General features: G+C 42.2%; 16 protein-coding genes and 1 other annotated feature (1 of these 17 cut by a window edge). Of the genes, 13 read left to right on the plus strand and 3 right to left on the minus strand.

Features of this window, described 5'->3' with window-relative positions; all coding sequences use genetic code 11:
• The first annotated feature begins 342 nt into the window (after window positions 1–342).
• The 6 genes from ruvA to yajC all read left to right on the plus strand — a co-directional run bounded on the left by ruvA (window position 343) and on the right by yajC (window position 5,061).
• Window positions 343–954, plus strand: a complete 612-nt coding sequence (gene ruvA, locus N1I87_RS05375) for a Holliday junction branch migration protein RuvA (protein ID WP_341100911.1) — start codon at window positions 343–345, stop codon at window positions 952–954.
• Window positions 955–1,104: 150 nt separating this feature from the next.
• A complete protein-coding gene (gene ruvB, locus N1I87_RS05380) occupies window positions 1,105–2,106 on the plus strand; it encodes a Holliday junction branch migration DNA helicase RuvB (RefSeq protein WP_003355494.1) in 1,002 nt (333 codons plus the stop codon).
• The gene (locus tag N1I87_RS05385; RefSeq protein WP_003355492.1) at window positions 2,103–2,315 is read left to right on the plus strand and encodes a DUF2905 domain-containing protein; all 213 of its coding nucleotides are present in this window, start codon (window positions 2,103–2,105) and stop codon (window positions 2,313–2,315) included. Before ruvB ends, N1I87_RS05385 begins: the two co-directional genes overlap by 4 nt.
• A gap of 172 nt (window positions 2,316–2,487) precedes the next feature.
• Window positions 2,488–3,516, plus strand: a complete 1,029-nt coding sequence (gene queA, locus N1I87_RS05390; protein ID WP_270583112.1) for a tRNA preQ1(34) S-adenosylmethionine ribosyltransferase-isomerase QueA — start codon at window positions 2,488–2,490, stop codon at window positions 3,514–3,516.
• A gap of 50 nt (window positions 3,517–3,566) precedes the next feature.
• Window positions 3,567–4,706: a tRNA guanosine(34) transglycosylase Tgt gene (tgt, locus tag N1I87_RS05395; protein WP_341100913.1), complete on the plus strand. Its 1,140-nt coding sequence runs from the start codon at window positions 3,567–3,569 to the stop codon at window positions 4,704–4,706.
• 64 nt (window positions 4,707–4,770) lie between these two features.
• Window positions 4,771–5,061: a preprotein translocase subunit YajC gene (gene yajC, locus N1I87_RS05400; RefSeq protein ID WP_341100914.1), complete on the plus strand. Its 291-nt coding sequence runs from the start codon at window positions 4,771–4,773 to the stop codon at window positions 5,059–5,061.
• A gap of 81 nt (window positions 5,062–5,142) precedes the next feature.
• On the opposite strand, the gene N1I87_RS05405 is transcribed toward yajC, so the two are convergent.
• Together N1I87_RS05405 and spoVB are read right to left on the minus strand one after the other, a co-directional pair.
• On the minus strand, window positions 5,143–5,526 hold the full coding sequence (locus N1I87_RS05405; RefSeq protein WP_341100916.1) for a TIGR04086 family membrane protein: 384 nt from the start codon (window positions 5,524–5,526) through the stop codon (window positions 5,143–5,145).
• Window positions 5,527–5,968: 442 nt separating this feature from the next.
• Window positions 5,969–7,513: a stage V sporulation protein B gene (spoVB, locus tag N1I87_RS05410; RefSeq protein ID WP_341100918.1), complete on the minus strand. Its 1,545-nt coding sequence runs from the start codon at window positions 7,511–7,513 to the stop codon at window positions 5,969–5,971.
• A 109-nt stretch (window positions 7,514–7,622) separates the two neighbouring features.
• On the opposite strand from spoVB, the gene N1I87_RS05415 reads away from it, so the two are divergent.
• The 6 genes from N1I87_RS05415 to dtd all read left to right on the plus strand — a co-directional run bounded on the left by N1I87_RS05415 (window position 7,623) and on the right by dtd (window position 16,443).
• Window positions 7,623–7,940 (plus strand): post-transcriptional regulator, encoded by a 318-nt coding sequence (locus N1I87_RS05415; protein ID WP_340396000.1) that lies wholly within the window; start codon window positions 7,623–7,625, stop codon window positions 7,938–7,940.
• Between the two features lie 117 nt (window positions 7,941–8,057).
• Window positions 8,058–10,322 carry a protein translocase subunit SecDF gene (gene secDF / locus N1I87_RS05420; protein ID WP_341100920.1) on the plus strand — a complete coding sequence of 755 codons (2,265 nt, stop codon included), beginning with the start codon at window positions 8,058–8,060 and terminating at the stop codon, window positions 10,320–10,322.
• A 137-nt stretch (window positions 10,323–10,459) separates the two neighbouring features.
• Complete coding sequence (gene recJ, locus N1I87_RS05425) at window positions 10,460–12,829, plus strand: single-stranded-DNA-specific exonuclease RecJ (protein WP_341100921.1); 2,370 nt, start codon at window positions 10,460–10,462, stop codon at window positions 12,827–12,829.
• Complete coding sequence (locus tag N1I87_RS05430) at window positions 12,820–13,335, plus strand: adenine phosphoribosyltransferase (protein ID WP_003355482.1); 516 nt, start codon at window positions 12,820–12,822, stop codon at window positions 13,333–13,335. The genes recJ and N1I87_RS05430 overlap by 10 nt, the downstream gene beginning before the upstream one ends.
• A 463-nt stretch (window positions 13,336–13,798) precedes the next feature.
• Complete coding sequence (locus tag N1I87_RS05435) at window positions 13,799–15,991, plus strand: RelA/SpoT family protein (protein WP_341100923.1); 2,193 nt, start codon at window positions 13,799–13,801, stop codon at window positions 15,989–15,991.
• 11 nt (window positions 15,992–16,002) lie between these two features.
• The gene (gene dtd / locus N1I87_RS05440) at window positions 16,003–16,443 is read left to right on the plus strand and encodes a D-aminoacyl-tRNA deacylase (RefSeq protein ID WP_003355480.1); all 441 of its coding nucleotides are present in this window, start codon (window positions 16,003–16,005) and stop codon (window positions 16,441–16,443) included.
• 35 nt (window positions 16,444–16,478) lie between these two features.
• On the opposite strand, the gene N1I87_RS05445 is transcribed toward dtd, so the two are convergent.
• Window positions 16,479–17,735, minus strand: coding sequence for an N-acetylmuramoyl-L-alanine amidase (locus tag N1I87_RS05445; protein ID WP_341100924.1), 1,257 nt, complete (start codon window positions 17,733–17,735; stop codon window positions 16,479–16,481).
• Window positions 17,736–17,908: 173 nt separating this feature from the next.
• On the opposite strand from N1I87_RS05445, the gene N1I87_RS05450 reads away from it, so the two are divergent.
• Entirely contained in the window at window positions 17,909–18,082 is a 174-nt protein-coding gene (locus N1I87_RS05450; RefSeq protein WP_340395997.1) for a hypothetical protein, read from the plus strand.
• 55 nt (window positions 18,083–18,137) lie between these two features.
• Window positions 18,138–18,204, plus strand: a binding site (T-box leader) (it continues 152 nt past the right edge of the window).

The following is an 18,204-nucleotide window of genomic DNA, read 5'->3' on the forward strand; positions in this document are numbered from 1 at the left end:
TCTTTTAAAAAAATAAATTCCGTCGGTTTCTTGGTTTCGTTTTCGATTGGTCTGTTTTTTGTTTTCTATTTTTCTGTTAGAATAGGAACAGATGTTTTGTTAAAGGAGATGAAGGATGAAACCTACTTCGGCTTCTGTCATTGCCGATTAGTTGCCGCAACGGCTGTTATAAAAGTTGCACGGCCTTGTTTCGGCCGTTTTGACAACATAGAAGGATAGGAGCGAATGCCGCACTTCTTTTCTTTTTTGTTCCTGACAGTCCCATTCATTCTCTCCCGTTTTTTTCGCTTCACAAATCAAGATGTGGTACAATCATGGTTAGCATAAAAGGAGAGAGTTGGTTTGTTTGAATATATTAAAGGTGTTATTGAATATGTAAGTCCTGAATATATCGTCGTCGATCATCAAGGAATAGGCTATCAAATCATGATGCCGAATCCATTTGTGTTTTCAAAAGAGCTGGGACGCGAGAAAAAAGTGTACATACACATGCATGTACGGGAAGATTTGCTTGCTTTGTACGGTTTTGAGTCAGCCGAAGAAAAAAAGTTATTTCAAAAATTATTAAAAGTCTCAGGTATCGGTCCAAAAGGAGCTTTGGCCATTTTGGCTTCGGGAGCCCCTCAACAAGTGATCGCCGCCATTGAAAACGAGGATGAAAAATTTTTGACGAAATTTCCTGGCGTTGGCAAGAAAACGGCAAGACAAATGATTTTAGACTTAAAAGGCAAATTGCAAGATGTCGTTCCTGATTACTTTCCTAATTTATTTTCCTCCTCATCACCTGAATCTCCTGCTGAATTTTCTCCTGAATGGGAGGAAGCCGCTCTTGCGTTGGAGGCGCTTGGGTATTCCCGCAACGAAATTCAAAAAGCGGCTCATGTGTTGAAAGGAAAAGCCCTTTCAACGGATGAATATATAAAGAAAGCTTTACAAGTGCTGTTGAAAATATAGAGTGACATTTCCAGCCGTGGAGTGGAAGCAATCGGGCAGCATGTGAGGCAGTCGTCCCTTAAAAAGGATGTCTTCTGTGCTGCAGTCCCAAGGAAGGGGAAGGGACGTATTGCCCGTTAATATGGGATATAAGGAGGGAGGAGATGAACGGTGGAGGAAAGGATTGTGTCGGGTGAAGCAGATTGGCAAGAAGCTGCAATGGAACCGAGTCTGCGCCCGCAAACGCTGAAGCAGTATATTGGTCAAGACAAAGTAAAGAGAAATTTGGAAATTTTTATTGAAGCCGCTCGAATGAGACAGGAAACTTTGGATCATGTGCTTTTGTATGGCCCGCCGGGATTGGGAAAAACCACGCTGGCTCAAGTAATCGCTAATGAAATGGGTGTCCGTCTGCGGTCGACTTCAGGACCGGCGATTGAGCGTCCGGGTGATTTGGCGGCTATTTTGACATCGCTTGAGCCCGGAGATGTTTTGTTTATTGATGAAATTCATCGTCTTCCAAGGGCCATTGAAGAGGTGCTTTATCCTGCCATGGAAGATTTTTGCTTAGATATCGTCATCGGCAAAGGTCCAAGTTCTCGTTCTGTCCGGCTTGATGTACCTCCTTTTACGCTTATCGGAGCGACGACGAGAGCTGGATCGCTTTCAGCTCCTTTGCGGGATCGATTTGGGGTGTTAAGTCGGCTTGAATATTATAATCAAGAGCAGTTGAAAGAAATCGTTTTGCGGACCGCCGATATTTTCCATACGGAAATTGAAGAGAGAGGGGCGATGGAAATCGCCAGACGCTCGCGGGGGACGCCGCGAATAGCGAATCGCCTGCTAAAGCGAGTTCGCGACTATGCACAAGTTCGCGGAAATGGACTAATTACGTACGATATTGCCGCTGAGGCGCTTGAGTTGCTGCAGGTGGATCAAATGGGGCTGGATCACATTGACCATAAGCTGCTTTTAACCATCATTGAAAAATTTCGCGGCGGCCCTGTCGGTTTGGATACAATTGCGGCAAGCATCGGCGAAGAACCGGGTACAATAGAAGATGTATATGAGCCGTATTTACTGCAAATAGGTTTTTTACAACGGACGCCTAGGGGAAGAATGGTTACGGAACTTGTTTATCATCACTTTCAAATGGAGGTTCCTAAAGAATGAGCGGTTTAGGAAAAACATTGATGATTGTTGGAGGCATTGTTTTTTTGGTCGGTTTTCTCATGCAGTTTATCAAAATTGGGAGACTGCCGGGAGATATTCTCATAAAAAAAGGGAATATGACCTTCTATTTTCCCATTGCTACGTCCATACTGTTAAGCGTCCTGTTGTCCGCGATCTTCTATTTTTTGTCGCGTTTTAACCGGCCGTAGCATCTTCATTCAAAGCTTATGGTCGTTTGAAATACCCAATCATTTTGCCAATCGCAGGCGGCCTGCCTCGATTTGGCAAAAGATGTTCTTCAATCCTGCATATAGGATGGGAAACGTTTAGAAACAAGAATTTTTCTGCTTAGAAAAGATTGAATTGAAAAGGTGACATCGAATGAATGTAGAAGATTTTGACTTTGAATTACCAGAAGAATTAATAGCCCAAACTCCTTTAAAAAATCGTTCAGAAAGCCGGCTGATGGTGTTGGATAAGGAAACGGGTGAAATCAAGCATGATATTTTCAAAAATTTATTGCACCATCTGAATCCCGGTGATTGTTTAGTATTGAATGATTCAAAAGTTCTTCCGGCTCGATTGTATGGAGTAAAGAAGGATACGGGTGCTCATATAGAAATTCTGCTTTTAAAACAATTGGAGGGAGATCGCTGGGAAACGTTGGCGAAGCCGGCCAAAAGGTTAAAAGAAGGAAGCCAAATCATTTTCGGAGATGGTCAATTGACAGCGGAGTGCGTTGGGGAGCTCGATCATGGCGGCAGAGTGATCGAATTTCATTATGACGGCATTTTTTACGAAATTCTTGATCAGCTTGGAGAAATGCCGTTGCCCCCTTATATAAAAGAAAAGCTTGAAGATCAAGACCGTTATCAAACCGTGTACGCAAAAGAACGCGGGTCGGCTGCCGCACCGACAGCTGGACTTCATTTTACGGAGGAACTTCTTAAAGAGATTGAATCTGCAGGAGTTCATCTGGCTTTTCTTACTCTGCATGTAGGTCTTGGAACGTTCCGTCCTGTGTCGGTAGATAGGGTGGAAGATCATGATATGCATGCCGAGTTCTATCAAGTGTCTAAAGAAACGGCGGATTTAATTGAAAAAGTTCGTAGAGAAGGCGGAAAAATTTATAGTGTTGGAACTACTTCAACTAGAACGCTCGAAACAATTGCCAGGGATCACGACGGAAAAATTGTTCCCGCTAGCGGCTGGACGGATATTTTTATTTATCCGGGATTTCAATTTCGCGCGATCGACGGGTTGATTACGAATTTCCATCTTCCTAAATCGACGCTGATTATGCTTGTGAGCGCCTTGGCAGGGAGAGAAAACATCCTGAATGCCTATGAAACCGCTGTGCGGGAAAAATATCGTTTCTTTAGTTTTGGAGACGCGATGTTTATTAAATAAATTGATTTGGCAGACAAAGTTAGCATCAAAAGAGGAAGGAGCATTGAACATTGCCAGCCATCAAGTATGAATTATTGAAAACTTGTAAGCAGACGGGTGCAAGGCTTGGTAGAGTGACGACGCCGCATGGAAGTTTTGAAACGCCCATGTTTATGCCCGTTGGAACGTTAGCGACAGTGAAAACCATGTCCCCGGAAGAATTAAAAGAGATGGGGGCTAAGATTATTTTAAGCAATACGTATCATCTTTGGTTAAGGCCCGGCCATGATATTATCCAAGAAGCGGGCGGCCTTCATTTCTTTATGAATTGGGATGGAGCGATTTTAACCGATTCTGGCGGTTTTCAAGTATTCAGCTTGAGCAAACTTCGTCGCATTGAGGAAGAAGGCGTGTATTTCCGCAATCATTTAAATGGGGAAAAACTGTTTTTATCTCCTGAAAAAGCGATGGAAATTCAAAACGCTCTTGGATCAGACATTATGATGGCATTTGATGAATGCCCTCCTTATCCGGCTGAGTTCGATTATATGAAAAAGTCGATAGAAAGGACTTCGCGATGGGCTGAGCGCTGCCTGAAAGCTCATAAAAGACCGGAAGACCAAGGGTTGTTTGGGATTGTGCAAGGGGGAGAGTATAAAGAACTTCGTCGGCAAAGTGCCAATGATTTAGTGTCTCTTGATTTTCCGGGCTATGCGATCGGTGGACTGTCGGTGGGAGAACCGAAAGAGGTCATGAATGAAATGCTGGAATTCACGACGCCGCTTTTGCCGGCTGATAAACCGCGCTATTTAATGGGAGTAGGGTCGCCGGATTCTTTAATTGACGGCGCCATTCGGGGAATTGATATGTTCGATTGTGTACTTCCAACGCGAATTGCCAGAAACGGTACGCTGATGACGAGCCAAGGTCGGCTTGTGGTGAAAAATGCAAAATACGCTCGCGATTTTCGACCGATTGATGAGCAATGTGATTGCTATACGTGCAGAAACTATTCGAGGGCGTATATCCGTCATTTAATTCATACGAATGAAACATTGGGAATTAGGTTGACGACTTACCACAATCTTTATTTTCTGTTAAAATTAATGGAGAAAATCAGACAAGCTATCCGGGAAGACCGGCTTGGTGATTTTAGAGAAGAGTTTTTTGAACAGTACGGTTTTAATCGTCCTGATGCCAAAAACTTTTAAAAAGGAACGTAAGCTTGAACCTCAAGCTTTGATTGTTTATTGTACTTAGAAAGGGGTGAATGGATTGGGTAGTTTAGGAACATTTTTGCCTTTAATAATCATGTTCGTTCTGTTTTACTTCTTGCTTATCCGTCCTCAGCAAAAAAGGCAAAAGCAAGTCATGAATATGCAGAACAGCTTGGAAAAAGGAGATAAGATCGTTACGATTGGCGGTCTTCATGGCATCGTCGATTCGCTGGATGAAAATACGATTGTCATTCGATGCGGAGATGGCAGCCGTTTGACATACGACCGGTCAGCGGTCCGTGATGTGATTGAAAAAGCCAAAAGTTCATCGACGAACTCAAACTCGTAATAAAAAAAGAAGCAATTTGGTCATTCGAATTGCTTCTTTTTTATGGATAGATTAAAGAGCAAAACAGAGACCAGAAACTTGCTAAGACTCTTTCGTTTTCCCGCCGGAAAGATTAACGCCCAAGACGCTTCCGAGCATGGCGGTGGCGATATAGCAAAGATGAAAGATGAGTTGCTTTAAAGAAAAGATGGAGTCGTATCCGAGAAACTGATATAGAAAAATAATGGAACTATAAATGATTCCTGTAAATGCTCCGAGAAGCAGTCCTTTTTCTTTTCCTTTTCCCCCTGTGATGTACCCCCCGATAAATAAACTGAAAAAAGATATAATGGTGACCAATAATTGAATGGAATGTTCCGTTAATTGCGATAACCGTAAAATCGTAGCAAAAATAAGGCTGCTGGCTATGGCCGTGATCAGGATCGCGATGACTCCGTATAACACTGCACTAATTTGCCTTTGCATAAAATGGCTTCTCCTCCCGCCTGAAAATTTCAATTTTTCCCAGTACAAGCATATGCGCTTCATTGTTAGGTTAGAAGCAAAAGTTAATAGAAGCCAAGTTCCCGACTTATTCCGTCATTATTCACACATACTAAAAAAGGTGAGCGACAAGAAGAGGGAGTTTGGTGAATTCCTGGACAATCCATTTTATCTTGATAAGAAAGCCTCTCCGCTAAGAACCGATGAAGAGAGTCAACAATCTTAGCCAATGGACAAGAGCGAAGAAATTGAGTCAAACGGCTTTGTTTTCATCGTTAGGCGGACAATTTGCGGTTTTTCTTAAGCATGGCCTTTATGAAGAAGGAAGAGCAAGGTTGAAAAGGACTGATTCCCCCTTTTCAAGTGAACCGAATGGAACCTTGCTTCGTTCATCATTTTTGCATGAAAGCCGGTTTGAGTGAAATTATATCCACTTTTTCACAATGGGAATTTTTAGCAAATCTCTTTTTTTAATAAGACCAGCTGCACCGGAAATGATGATGTAAAGGACGGAAGTGAAAGTGGCTCCCGCCAGAAAACGAATGAATGGACTTTCCGTGGTGAGTACATATTGATCTGCCAGTTTGGAGAATATAATGACAACCACGACGACAAATATAAAATGAAGATAATCTCTTACATAAATCGTTAAAGATAATTTTTTAACGGCTGTCATTAGATGAAGCAACGTCACTAACATGGTTCCCGTCACAATCCCAAGTGCCGCTCCGTAAATGCCGAATGAAGGCTGGGAGGCGAGTACGAAAATAACGGCCAATTTTACAAAAGAGCCGATAAAGCTGTTGGTCATCGCTGCATCCGCCAGATTCAGCGCCTGCAGAACCGCCTGAAGAGGTCCTTGATAATACTGGAAAAGAAAGAAAGGAGCCATCAATTGAATAAACACTGCCCCTTTATTTGATCCATACATTAGTTGCATCAATGGTTCGGCATACAAATAAAGAATAATGACAGCCAGTCCTCCGGTGACTAGACAAAATCGCAAAGCTTCTTGAACTTGGTATTCCAAAAGCCGATAGTTTTTATGGGCATTGGCCTCGCTGATCGCCGGTACTAATGAAGTAGATAAAGAAGTGGTAATAAAAGAAGGCAGCAGTAATAGCGGCAACGCAAAGCCCGTTAACATCCCGTATTGCTGCGTGGCCACACCGGAGGCTATTCCAGCGATGGCCAGACTGCGGGAAACGACAATCGGTTCTAAAAACCAAGACAAGGAGCCGATCACTCTGCTGCCCATCGTCGGTATTCCCACAACCATTAATTCTTTAAAAACATCTCCCCCTGAAAAAATGGTTTTCAAAAAGTGGTTTCGCACGCGGAATCTCTTTTTCATTTTAAACGTGGTAAACAGATATAACAGGGATCCAAGTTCGCCGAGCACGGAGGCGATCATCGCCCCTGCGGCCGCAAACTCTACGCCATAGGGTAGGAAGGCCTTTGTCATAACGGCGATGAGAGCGATCCTAATCGCCTGCTCCAATACTTGTGATATCGCGGATGGTTTCATATTTTGCCTACCTTGAAAATAGCCCCTTAAAACCGAGGAGACGGCAACGACAGGGATAACGGGAGCGATGGCCAGAAGCGGATAGAAAGTCCGTTCATCTGTAAACAAAGTTTTGGAGATAAAAGGCGCACATAACAGCAATCCAGGTGTAAAGATGAGCGAGAGAGAAATCGTGACTCCAAGTGAGACGACAAGGATTTTCTTGATCCTCCGAAAATCACCTCTTGCTTCAGCTTCCGCCACACTTTTGGAGATAGCCACAGGAAGCCCCATTTGCGTCAATGTAACAGCGAGTATAAAAGTCGGGTAGGCCATCATGTATAATCCGACTCCCTCTTCACCGATGGACCGAGCTATCACAATTCTATTGATAAACCCTAAGATTCTGGTCACAAAGGTCGCTATTAATAATATGAGTGTTCCTCTAAGAAACTTCGACATTTTCCTCCCTGCCTTCTCAACTGTACCGTTATCTTTTACAATGATATATATGCAAACAAATGGACAAAGCATGACAAGATGTTCATTTATCGGAAAAGGCGGGATGAACATGAAAAAAAATCATCACCCATATCAGCGGTTTTATCATCGATTAACACCAGCTCTTGTCAGCAAGGTGGAAGAATTTCGGCTGTTAGGCTATGAGTCGGTTCAACTGGATTCATTATGGAATTATTTCATCAAGAAAAAATGGAAGAATGCCCAACAAGATGTGCGGATCTATCAATTAGTAAGCGATATTATTGCACTGAAACCTGGAGATTTTATGAATTATGCAACGGTGGAAGCGTATCGTACCTCTCCTTTGTTGACAGATCAAAATCGAGAAGAAATCCAATACCTTTTTCATCCACAAAAAGAACGATGATAAATTGACAGCTTCTTTTTTCTGCTTCATAATAAATACGTTGAGCGATTCTGGTGCCTTATTCGCCAGAATTTTTTTGTATCTTCGCAGTACATATTTAAGGAGGCTTTAATTGGAATGGTAAAGCGGAGCCGTATTGTTGCCTTTTTTTTGATTGTGATTCTAATCGGAAGCTTGGCGGGGGCAACAACTAAAAATATTTTGAATCATATCAGGCTGGGCCTTGATTTGCAGGGCGGTTTTGAAGTTCTGTATAAAGTCGAACCAGCGAAAAAAGGACAAAAAATTACGGATAAAGTAGTAGCGGATACAGCCGAAGCCCTTGATAAGCGGATTAATGTTCTCGGGGTAAGCGAACCGAGTATTCAGATTGAGAATGGTCATCGCATCCGCGTCCAGCTGGCAGGGGTGGAGGATCAAAATCAGGCTCGTGAAATGCTATCGACTCAAGCCAACTTGACGTTTCGCGATGTCAATGACCATGTGATGCTTGATGGTTCGGATCTTGTCTCCGGAGGAGCGAAGCAATCATTTTCGCAGGATGGCAAGCCGAATGTTGTGCTTAAATTAAAGGACCGGAATAAATTTAAAAAGGTCACTCAAAAAATTGTTAGCATGGCTCCCAATAACCAGCTTGTCATTTGGCTTGATTTTGAAGAAGGAAAAGATTCCTTTAAAAAAGAAATTCAGAAAAAACATCCGAAATTTATATCCGCGCCTAACGTAAACGAAGTGTTAGACACGGATCAAGTGACGATCGAGGGCAACTTCACCACTAAAGAAGCCCAAAACCTTGCTTCTTTGTTAAATGCAGGCGCATTGCCGGTGAAGCTGAAGGAAGTTTACTCGACATCGGTCGGCGCCCAATTCGGTGAACAAGCGTTGCATGATACCGTTCTTGCCGGAATCATCGGGATTGCAGTCGTTTACTTATTTATGATTTTTTACTATCGGTTGCCAGGTATCATCGCTGTGATTGCCCTTTCCATCTATATTTATTTAGTACTTTTGATATTCGATTGGATGCACGCCGTGTTGACCCTTCCGGGAATAGCGGCTCTGATCCTTGGGGTTGGAATGGCGGTCGATGCCAATATCATCTCGGCTGAACGGGTGAAGGAAGAGATAAGGGTTGGAAAAAGCATTCGGTCTGCCTTTCAAGCCGGTAATAAAAACTCTTTATTGACCATTATTGACGCCAATATTACGACTCTTTTGGCGGCTGCCGTTCTCTTTTTCTTCGGGACAAGCTCTGTCAAAGGTTTTGCGACCAGTTTAATTGTCAGCATCATCGTCAGCTTTATCACCGCTGTCTGGTTATCGAGAGTTTTGCTTGGATTAATTGTTCAAAGCGGACTGGTCAAGAACCGTCCAGGATGGTTTGGAGTGCGCAAAAAAGATATCCACGATATAAAAGAAAACGTAGATACATTAGATTTGAGTACGAAATTTGACCGTTTAGATTTTGTCAAGCATCACCGCAAGTTTTTTGCTTTTTCATTGATTTTGATCATTGCCGGTATGATCGTGTTAGGAATCTACAGGTTGAACTTGGGTATTGATTTTACGAGTGGAACGAGATTGGAAATTATGGCGAATCAGCCATTGACGGAGGAAAAAGTAGCGAATGAGCTGAAGGCTGTCCATCTGAAAGCAGATCGAATTTTGATATCCGGCGATAAGAAAAATATCGGGACAGCAAGATTTAAAGAGGCGTTGACCAAAAAAGAAATTGCGCAAGTAAAAGAACATTTCCACAAGCAGTTTGGAAACGAGCCGAATGTGAGCAGCGTATCTCCTATTGTTGGAAAAGAGCTGGTCAAAAATGCGATTTACGCTTTGATCATCGCTTCCATAGGGATCGTTATCTATCTTGCATTTCGTTTCGAATTTTACATGGGGATTTCTTCCATCGCTGCCTTGCTGCATGACGTATTTGTGATCGTATCCGTCTTTAGTTTAACGAGACTGGAAGTAGATCTTACATTCGTCGCCGCCGTGTTGACAATCGTCGGTTATTCCTTAAATGATACGATCGTCACGTTTGACCGGATTAGGGAAAATCTGAAAAAACGCCGCCGCATTAAATCGTATGAAGAATTGGCCGATATTGTAAACCGCAGCTTGCGGCAAACGTTTACCCGTTCGGTGAATACGGTTTTAACCGTGTTGATTACTGTTGTGGCGCTGCTTCTTTTCGGAAGCGAATCGATTCGCAATTTCTCCATTGCTCTTTTCATCGGATTGATTTTCGGAACCTACTCTTCCTTGTTTATTGCCGCTCAATTGTGGTTGGTGATGAAAAAAAGAGAATTGAAGAAGAAAGGTTCCTTAAAAACGTATAAAGAAAAACGCAAATGGAGCGACGAACCGCAAGTATAAATGAAATAAATAACATCTTTTAAAAGCTGCAGGATCATCCTGCGGCTTTTTTCATGGCATCTAACTGTGAAGGGTGAATCCGTCATTGAAAGCAGAATATGAGTTTTGTATAATAGGATGAGTTGAGGGGTGAACGTATGTTAAAACCAAAAACCCGATGGATTGTTCGGAAACATCTCTCGGATGAGACTGTTCGAACATTGTCAAATGAACTGGCTATCAGCCCTATTTTGGCCGAACTGTTAGTGAACCGTGGTATTACCGAGGTAGAATCGGCACGGTGTTTTTTATTTGATAAAGGAGAAAGCTTTCACGATCCATTTCTCTTAAAAGATATGGATAAGGCAGTTCGTCGCATAAAAGAGGCCATTAAAAACGAAGAAAACATTTTGGTATATGGAGATTATGACGCCGATGGTGTGACAAGTACATCGGTTATGGTTACCGCTCTACAAGATTTAGGAGCGAATGTTGATTATTACATACCGAATCGATTTACCGAAGGATACGGACCTAATGAAAATGCTTTTCGATTGGCAAAATCGCGCGATATTCATTTGATCATTACCGTAGATACGGGGATAGCGGCTGTGAAAGAAGCGGCTCTGGCAAAGGAATTGGGAATGGATGTCATTATAACGGACCATCATGAACCTGGTCCTGTCATTCCCGAAGCATTTGCCGTTATTCATCCCAAGCATCCGGAAGGAAATTATCCGTTTCCTTATTTGGCAGGTGTAGGAGTGGCATTCAAGACGGCACACGCTTTATATGGCGAGCTGCCGGAGAATCTATTAGATTTAGCCGCCATCGGGACAGTTGCTGATTTAGTGCCGCTTTTGGGAGAAAACCGTTCTCTTGTAAAAGCAGGCTTAAAAAAACTGCAGCAGACAAGTCGTTTGGGCATTCAAGCGATTTGTCGATTAAACGGCGTATCCTTAGAAGAGATCAATGAAGATACTATTGGTTATATGATAGCCCCTAGACTGAATGCCGCCGGAAGATTGGATTCTGCGTATCCCGCCGTTGACTTGCTTCTTGCGGAAGATCAAGAAACGGCTCTTTCCATTGCAGATGAGATTAATCGGATGAATGCAGATCGGCAGCAAATGGTAAATGAGATGACGAAAGAAGCAGTGGAAATCGTTGAAACTTCCTATCCGCCAGACCGGAATCCCGTCCTTGTGATTGGGAAAGAAGGTTGGAATCCCGGCGTTATCGGGATAGCTGCTTCTCGGCTTGTTGAAAAATACTATCGACCCGTTATTATTTTAAGCTTTGATCGGGAAAGCGGGCTTGCAAAAGGATCTGCCCGCAGCATTCAAGGATTTAATTTGTTTGATAGCTTATCGGAGTGCCGCGATCTATTGCCCCATTTTGGCGGGCATACGATGGCAGCAGGAATGACGATGAAAATCGAAGACGTAGATCGATTGCGCAGCCGAATGATCGAATTGGCTCGAGAACAGCTGAATGAGGAAGATTTTATACCACAAACGGAAGTGGATATGGCCATAAACCTGGAGGATGCCGAGCTGTCAATGATTGAAGAACTTCAGCTGCTTGCCCCTTTTGGTACTGAAAATCCGAAGCCAACGTTTTTACTGGGGGATCTGGCTTTTCGCAACATGCGGAAAATCGGTGCAGATCAATCTCATTTGAAAATGCAGCTCGCCAGTGGTGACGCCTCTTTGGACGCTATCGGTTTCGGCATGGGAGAAATGGCTGATCACATAGCTCCTCAATCGAAGGTTTCGGTTATCGGAGAACTTGGCATCAACGAATGGAATCATATCAAAAAGCCGCAGATCGTCCTGCAGGATATTCAAGTAAAAGAATGGCAGTTGTTCGATGTCAGGGGAATGCGGCAACTCGATAAGTGGATGGATCTTGTTCCGGATGACAGGATTTTGATTGTCTTTCATGAAGACACGATAGCCCGACTTCGACTTCAACCTCTTGAAAAAGATCTTGTCGTCGTTTCTAATTTGGAAACAGCCGCTAATCTCGATATTTCCGGCCGAAATATCGTTTTTATGGATTTGCCTCCAAAAAAAGAATATATGGAAATCTTGCTTTCTCATAAGAGTCCGAACAGAATTTATGCCCATTTTTATCAAGAAAAGCAGCATTATTTCAGTACAGTGCCCACAAGGGAGCATTTTAAATGGTATTATGCTTTTCTTCTCAAACAGAAAACTTTTGATTTAAAACGATACAGCGGCGATTTGGCTAAATACCGGGGATGGTCGAAAGAAACGATTGAGTTCATGTCCAGAGTGTTTTTAGAACTTGGATTTGTTACAATAGAAGATGGCCTTATTTCATTAAATGAAGCGCCGGCTAAGCGAGATTTAAGTGAATCCAAAGCTTACCGCGAAAAACAGGAGCAATATCAAATCGAGAACGAACTGTTATATTCAAACTACGAACAATTGAGAGATTGGTTTAATCAATATTTTTATTTGTCTCAAAATCATGAGGAGGAAACTAAAACATGGATTTGAAAAAGTATATTGCTGTCGTGCCTGACTGGCCTCAGCCTGGAGTGCAATTTAAAGATATCACGCCGCTCATGGATAATGGCGAAGCGTTTAAATTTGCGACTGATCAAATCGTAGCCTATGCAGAAAAGAAAAAAGTAGATATAGTCGTAGGACCTGAAGCGCGTGGGTTCATTGTAGGCTGTCCTGTTGCTTATGCGCTTGGAGTTGGATTTGCGCCTGTAAGAAAAGAAGGTAAGCTTCCTCGAGAAACGGTAAAAGTGGAGTATGGCCTTGAATATGGAAAAGATGTGTTAACCATCCATAAAGATGCCATTAAACCGGGGCAAAGAGTATTGATTATCGATGATTTATTGGCAACCGGAGGAACAATCGAAGCAACGATTAAACTGGTGGAACAACTCGGCGGTATCGTTGTTGGCATTGCCTTTTTAATCGAATTGGCCTATCTGGAAGGACGCAAAAAGCTGGACGGGTACGATATTCTGGCGTTAATGAAATACGAATAAACGACTCTCTTTTATGAGAGTTTTAAGGTATGGCACTCTTTTTTCGAGTGTTTTTGCTGATGCGACTCGATCAAATGTAGAGAAACGCTCATTTTTGATGGAAAACGCTTGGACAATTTTGTTTTAAGCGGTACAATAATGTTACTAGCCGAAGACGAAAAAATGGATGAAAAGCCCTTTTTATAAGGGCTTTTTGGTCTTCTTAAAAAGGTCGAACGATAACGAAAGATGAATCCTTTTCATTGTCCAGCGGGCAAGGCAGAGAAAATGGCGGCTCAGATTGGCAGGAGATAATGGCGAAAAGGGCTGTAATAAAGATTAATCGACAAAATTCAACATTCTTTTCAATAAATTTGAATAGATGACTTTACATCTATTCTTTTTTTAAAGATAATAGAAAAATAAAGTTATTTTTAAAACTCAATACCCAAATATTTTTAAAATTACAAAGGTGAGTATTTATATGGCGAAAGATCAGGTATTAACCGCCGAACAAGTAATCGATCGGGTGAAACAATATTTAAATGAAGAGCATGTAGCTTTAGTATATAAGGCCTATCGTGTGGCAGAAGAAGCGCACAAACATCAATACCGGAAATCCGGGGAACCTTATATTATGCATCCGGTGCAGGTTGCGGGCATTTTAGCGGATTTGGAAATGGATCCTGCAACAGTGGCAGCGGGTTTTTTGCATGATGTCGTGGAAGATACGGAAATGACCCTCGACGATTTAAAGAGGGAATTTAATGAAGAAATTGCCATGCTTGTGGATGGAGTCACGAAGCTTGGCAAGATTAAATATAAGTCTCATGAAGAACAGCAAGCGGAAAATCACCGGAAAATGTTTTTGGCTATGGCTCAAGATATTCGAGTGATTTTGATTAAGCTTGCTGATCGTCTGCATAATATGCGTACGTTGAAACATTTGCCGGCTGAAAAACAACGCAGAATCGCCAATGAAACGCTGGAAATTTTCGCCCCGCTTGCTCACCGGCTGGGAATTTCTAAAATCAAGTGGGAGTTGGAAGATACCGCACTTCGCTATTTAAACCCGCAGCAATATTATCGAATTGTCAATCTGATGAAGAGAAAGCGGGCAGAGCGCGAAGAATACTTGGAAGAGGTCGTTGAAGAAGTGAGGGAGCGGCTGAAAGAAGTCTCGATTGAAGCAGAAATATCAGGCCGTCCTAAACATATTTACAGCATTTACCGAAAAATGGTCATAAAAAACAAACAATTCAATGAAATATACGACTTATTGGCTGTAAGAATTTTAGTCAACAGCATTAAAGATTGTTACGCGGTGCTTGGAATCATTCATACATGCTGGAAACCGATGCCGGGGCGTTTCAAAGATTATATTGCCATGCCGAAGCCTAATATGTACCAATCGCTGCATACGACTGTCATCGGTCCGAAAGGCGATCCTCTGGAAGTTCAAATCAGGACTTTTGATATGCATCGCATCGCTGAATACGGGGTTGCTGCCCACTGGGCATATAAAGAAGGAAAAACGCTTGATGAAAACTCTTCTTTTGAAAAGAAACTTTCTTGGTTCCGTGAAATTCTTGAGTTTCAAAAAGAATCGGCCAATGCGGAAGAATTTATGGAATCTCTGAAAATTGACTTATTTTCCGATATGGTATTTGTATTTACTCCAAAAGGAGATGTCATCGAGCTTCCGTCCGGCTCTGTTCCGATCGATTTTGCCTATCGAATCCACTCGGAAATCGGCAACAAAACGATCGGTGCAAAAGTCAATGGAAAAATGGTGACTCTTGATTACAAGCTGAAAACTGGGGACATCGTGGAAATATTGACGTCCAAGAATTCTTACGGTCCAAGTCAAGACTGGATTAAATTGGCCCAAACGTCCCAAGCGAAAAATAAAATTAAACAGTTTTACAAGAAACAACGGAAAGAAGAAAACATTGAAAAAGGTCGGGAGCTTGTAGAAAAAGAAATCCGCAATATGGATTTTGATTTAAAAGAAGTAATGACGCCGGAAAATATTAAAAAAGTAGCTGAAAAATTCAATTTCTCATCGGAAGAAGATATGTACGCAGCTGTCGGCTATAATGGCATTACCGCTGCCCAAATCGCCAACAGATTGACGGAAAAATTGAGAAAACAGAGAGATGAAGAAATCAGTGTTCAAGAATCGGCGATCAAAGAGCTGAAAACATTCCCGACTACTAGTAAAACGAATGTCGGTGTTCGAGTAAAAGGAATCGATAATTTGCTGCTCCGCCTTTCAAGATGCTGCAATCCGGTTCCTGGAGATGACATCGTCGGCTATATTACGAAAGGACGCGGTATTTCCGTTCATCGTGCGGATTGTCCTAATATCCATACTGAAGAGACGAAAAATCGTTTAATTCCGGTCGAATGGGAAAGCAATCCGGAAAATCATAAAGAATACAACGTAGAAATCGAAATATCGGGTTATGACCGCCGCGGTTTATTAAATGAAGTCCTCCAAGTGGTCAATGAAACAAAAACCAATATTTCAGCGGTTACCGGCCGATCCGATCGCAATAAAGTAGCTAGAATACACATGTCGATTTTCATACGCAACGTCAGCCACTTGCATAAAGTGGTGGAACGAATTAAGCAAATACCAGACATTTATGCGGTAAGAAGAATTATGAATTAAGGGTGTGGAAAATGAGAGTCGTACTGCAAAGAAGCAAAGAAGCTTCCGTCGAAGTGGACGGAAAAACGGTCGGACAAATTTCATCCGGTTTTGTCCTTCTAGTTGGAATCACTCATGAAGATACAGAAGAAGACGCCGCTTATTTAGCGGAAAAAATTGCCGGGCTAAGAGTATTCGAAGACGATAAGGGAAAAATGAACTTATCCATCCTTGATGTAAATGGAGAAATTCTTTCCATATCGCAATTTACTTTATATGGCGATACGAGAAAAGGACGGCGTCCCAATTTTATGAACGCCGCTAAACCGAGCCATGCAGAGCCTTTATATGATCGTTTTAATGAATTATTGCGCGAAAAAGGCGTGCACGTGGAAACCGGCCGATTTGGAGCGATGATGGACGTCAAATTAGTCAACGATGGGCCGGTCACCTTAATATTGGAAAGCAAATAACGTGATTTTAAGAGGATGGCCGACTGGCCGCCTTTTTATTGTGAAAAATAAGAAATGAGACCGTTGTAAATGCCGGTTGTTGCCTGCTCTTGATAGGGCAGGGTGATAACGGTTTGCTCTTCCTGTGGATTGCTTAAAAAACCAAGTTCAAGCAAAACAGAAGGTTGACTGTTTTCTCTTAGTACATAAAAATCGCCTTTTTTAACGCCGAGAGAAAAAAGCGGACTTGCTTTTTTTACTTGCATTTCCACCGCTTGAGCCAGCCTCTGTTGATAAGGATGATAGTAATAAGTGGTAAAGCCCCGAATATTTTGATTGTGGTTGCTGTCAAAGTGGATGCTTATGAAGGCATCGGCTCCTAAAATTTGGGACATGGCCACTCTCGAAGCCAGCGGAATATAGGAATCATCCTCTCTTGTTAAAAAAACATGCGCCCCAGCCCGTTCCAATTTTTCGTATAAACGTTCTGCTGTTTCCAACGTTAAAATTTTTTCCATAGTGCCGCTTGCTCCTTTTGTTCCTCGGTCTTTTCCTCCATGCCCCGGATCAAGGACGATGGTTTTTCCTTTTAGAACGCTTAGATCCAGTGCTGATTGGGAAGAAACATTGGCTTGATGAACAGCGACTACCCAGCTGGCTATATACCCTGTCTGCCCTTTCGATAAATCAATTTCATACCAATTTCCAACCTCTTTGTTGATCGGATAACGATCACCCGCATTTGCTTTTGCCGTAACAGCGGAATCGGTAGATGGTTCAGTTCGAATATTGGTATTGTTGTAAAGAACGACGGCCATCCTATTGTTCAAAACGTTTTCTTTTTGATCATTGAGGCGAATAAATTGTTGATTTACCCAAGCTGTTTGGTTTTGGTATTCGATTTGCACCCATTCATTTTTCGTTTGTTCGGCCTTCACTGAATCTCCGCTATTCAACTTTCCGACAATATCTCCTTGCTCTGAAGGAATGTTTCGAACATTGACGTGGTCTGCTATGATGATCCCTTGTCGGCTGAAATCGCTCTGTTTTTGAGCCAACGTAGTTAAGTAGCCGGCGATCCATCCTTTTGTTCCATTCTTTAATTCAATTTTGTACCAGCCGTTTTGTGATTCCAGCACAGAATAGGTTTCGTTGTTTTTCACGTTGCCGATGATTCCAAAAGAATAGCCGGGGCCTTCCCGAACATTGACGACATCGGTGTTTACGGTGATGCTGTTTGCGTAAGCCAAGCTAGTCTGAAGCAAAACAATCAAAAGCGACAAAAGAAACAACGTCAAAAAACGTGTACCCATCACTCACCATCCATGTCTGTTTTGATTCTGATCCGTCTTTTGAAAGGAACTCATTGTTTCAATTCTTCTTTTTCAAAAAAAATCCTGTTTTTTTATGAAAAATTAGGAAAAAGGAAATAATAGAAACAATCTCATTGCGGATGGATCAGATTTTACGAAAGGCAGGTATCATCATGCGGGCAAACGATAAACAAACAATGGTCTCAAGTGAAAACAAGCCTTTATTTGGCATCCATTTCCATGATCGAATAGATAGAGAAGAAGCGAATTTATGGGAGCTTGCTTCTGAATTCGGTGTGTCTCTGAACGAAATCAAGCGGATAAAAAAGAGGCTTGAACGTTCTTGAGAAATTCCTTATACTAAGGACATTGGCATGTGCGAATTCTATCAAACACATATAGATAAAACCAATGAGGGAGAAGAGTAGTTAAAAACGCATGCAAAGAGAGGAAATGCCTTGGGCTGAAA

It is taken from the genome of Bacillus sp. FSL W8-0102 (assembly GCF_038007225.1).
Classification (GTDB): domain Bacteria; phylum Bacillota; class Bacilli; order Bacillales; family DSM-4216; genus Bacillus_O; species Bacillus_O smithii.

Bases quoted from the DNA above. Each gene is read 5' to 3' on its own strand.
- N1I87_RS05385 (WP_003355492.1), top strand. From the start codon at position 2,103: ATGAGCGGTTTAGGAAAAACATTGATGATTGTTGGAGGCATTGTTTTT.
- queA (WP_270583112.1), top strand. From the start codon at position 2,488: ATGAATGTAGAAGATTTTGACTTTGAATTACCAGAAGAATTAATAGCC.
- N1I87_RS05405 (WP_341100916.1), bottom strand. From the start codon at position 5,526: ATGCAAAGGCAAATTAGTGCAGTGTTATACGGAGTCATCGCGATCCTG.
- spoVB (WP_341100918.1), bottom strand. From the start codon at position 7,513: ATGTCGAAGTTTCTTAGAGGAACACTCATATTATTAATAGCGACCTTT.
- N1I87_RS05415 (WP_340396000.1), top strand. From the start codon at position 7,623: ATGAAAAAAAATCATCACCCATATCAGCGGTTTTATCATCGATTAACA.
- secDF (WP_341100920.1), top strand. From the start codon at position 8,058: ATGGTAAAGCGGAGCCGTATTGTTGCCTTTTTTTTGATTGTGATTCTA.
- recJ (WP_341100921.1), top strand. From the start codon at position 10,460: ATGTTAAAACCAAAAACCCGATGGATTGTTCGGAAACATCTCTCGGAT.
- N1I87_RS05430 (WP_003355482.1), top strand. From the start codon at position 12,820: ATGGATTTGAAAAAGTATATTGCTGTCGTGCCTGACTGGCCTCAGCCT.
- N1I87_RS05435 (WP_341100923.1), top strand. From the start codon at position 13,799: ATGGCGAAAGATCAGGTATTAACCGCCGAACAAGTAATCGATCGGGTG.
- dtd (WP_003355480.1), top strand. From the start codon at position 16,003: ATGAGAGTCGTACTGCAAAGAAGCAAAGAAGCTTCCGTCGAAGTGGAC.
- N1I87_RS05445 (WP_341100924.1), bottom strand. From the start codon at position 17,735: ATGGGTACACGTTTTTTGACGTTGTTTCTTTTGTCGCTTTTGATTGTT.
- N1I87_RS05450 (WP_340395997.1), top strand. From the start codon at position 17,909: ATGCGGGCAAACGATAAACAAACAATGGTCTCAAGTGAAAACAAGCCT.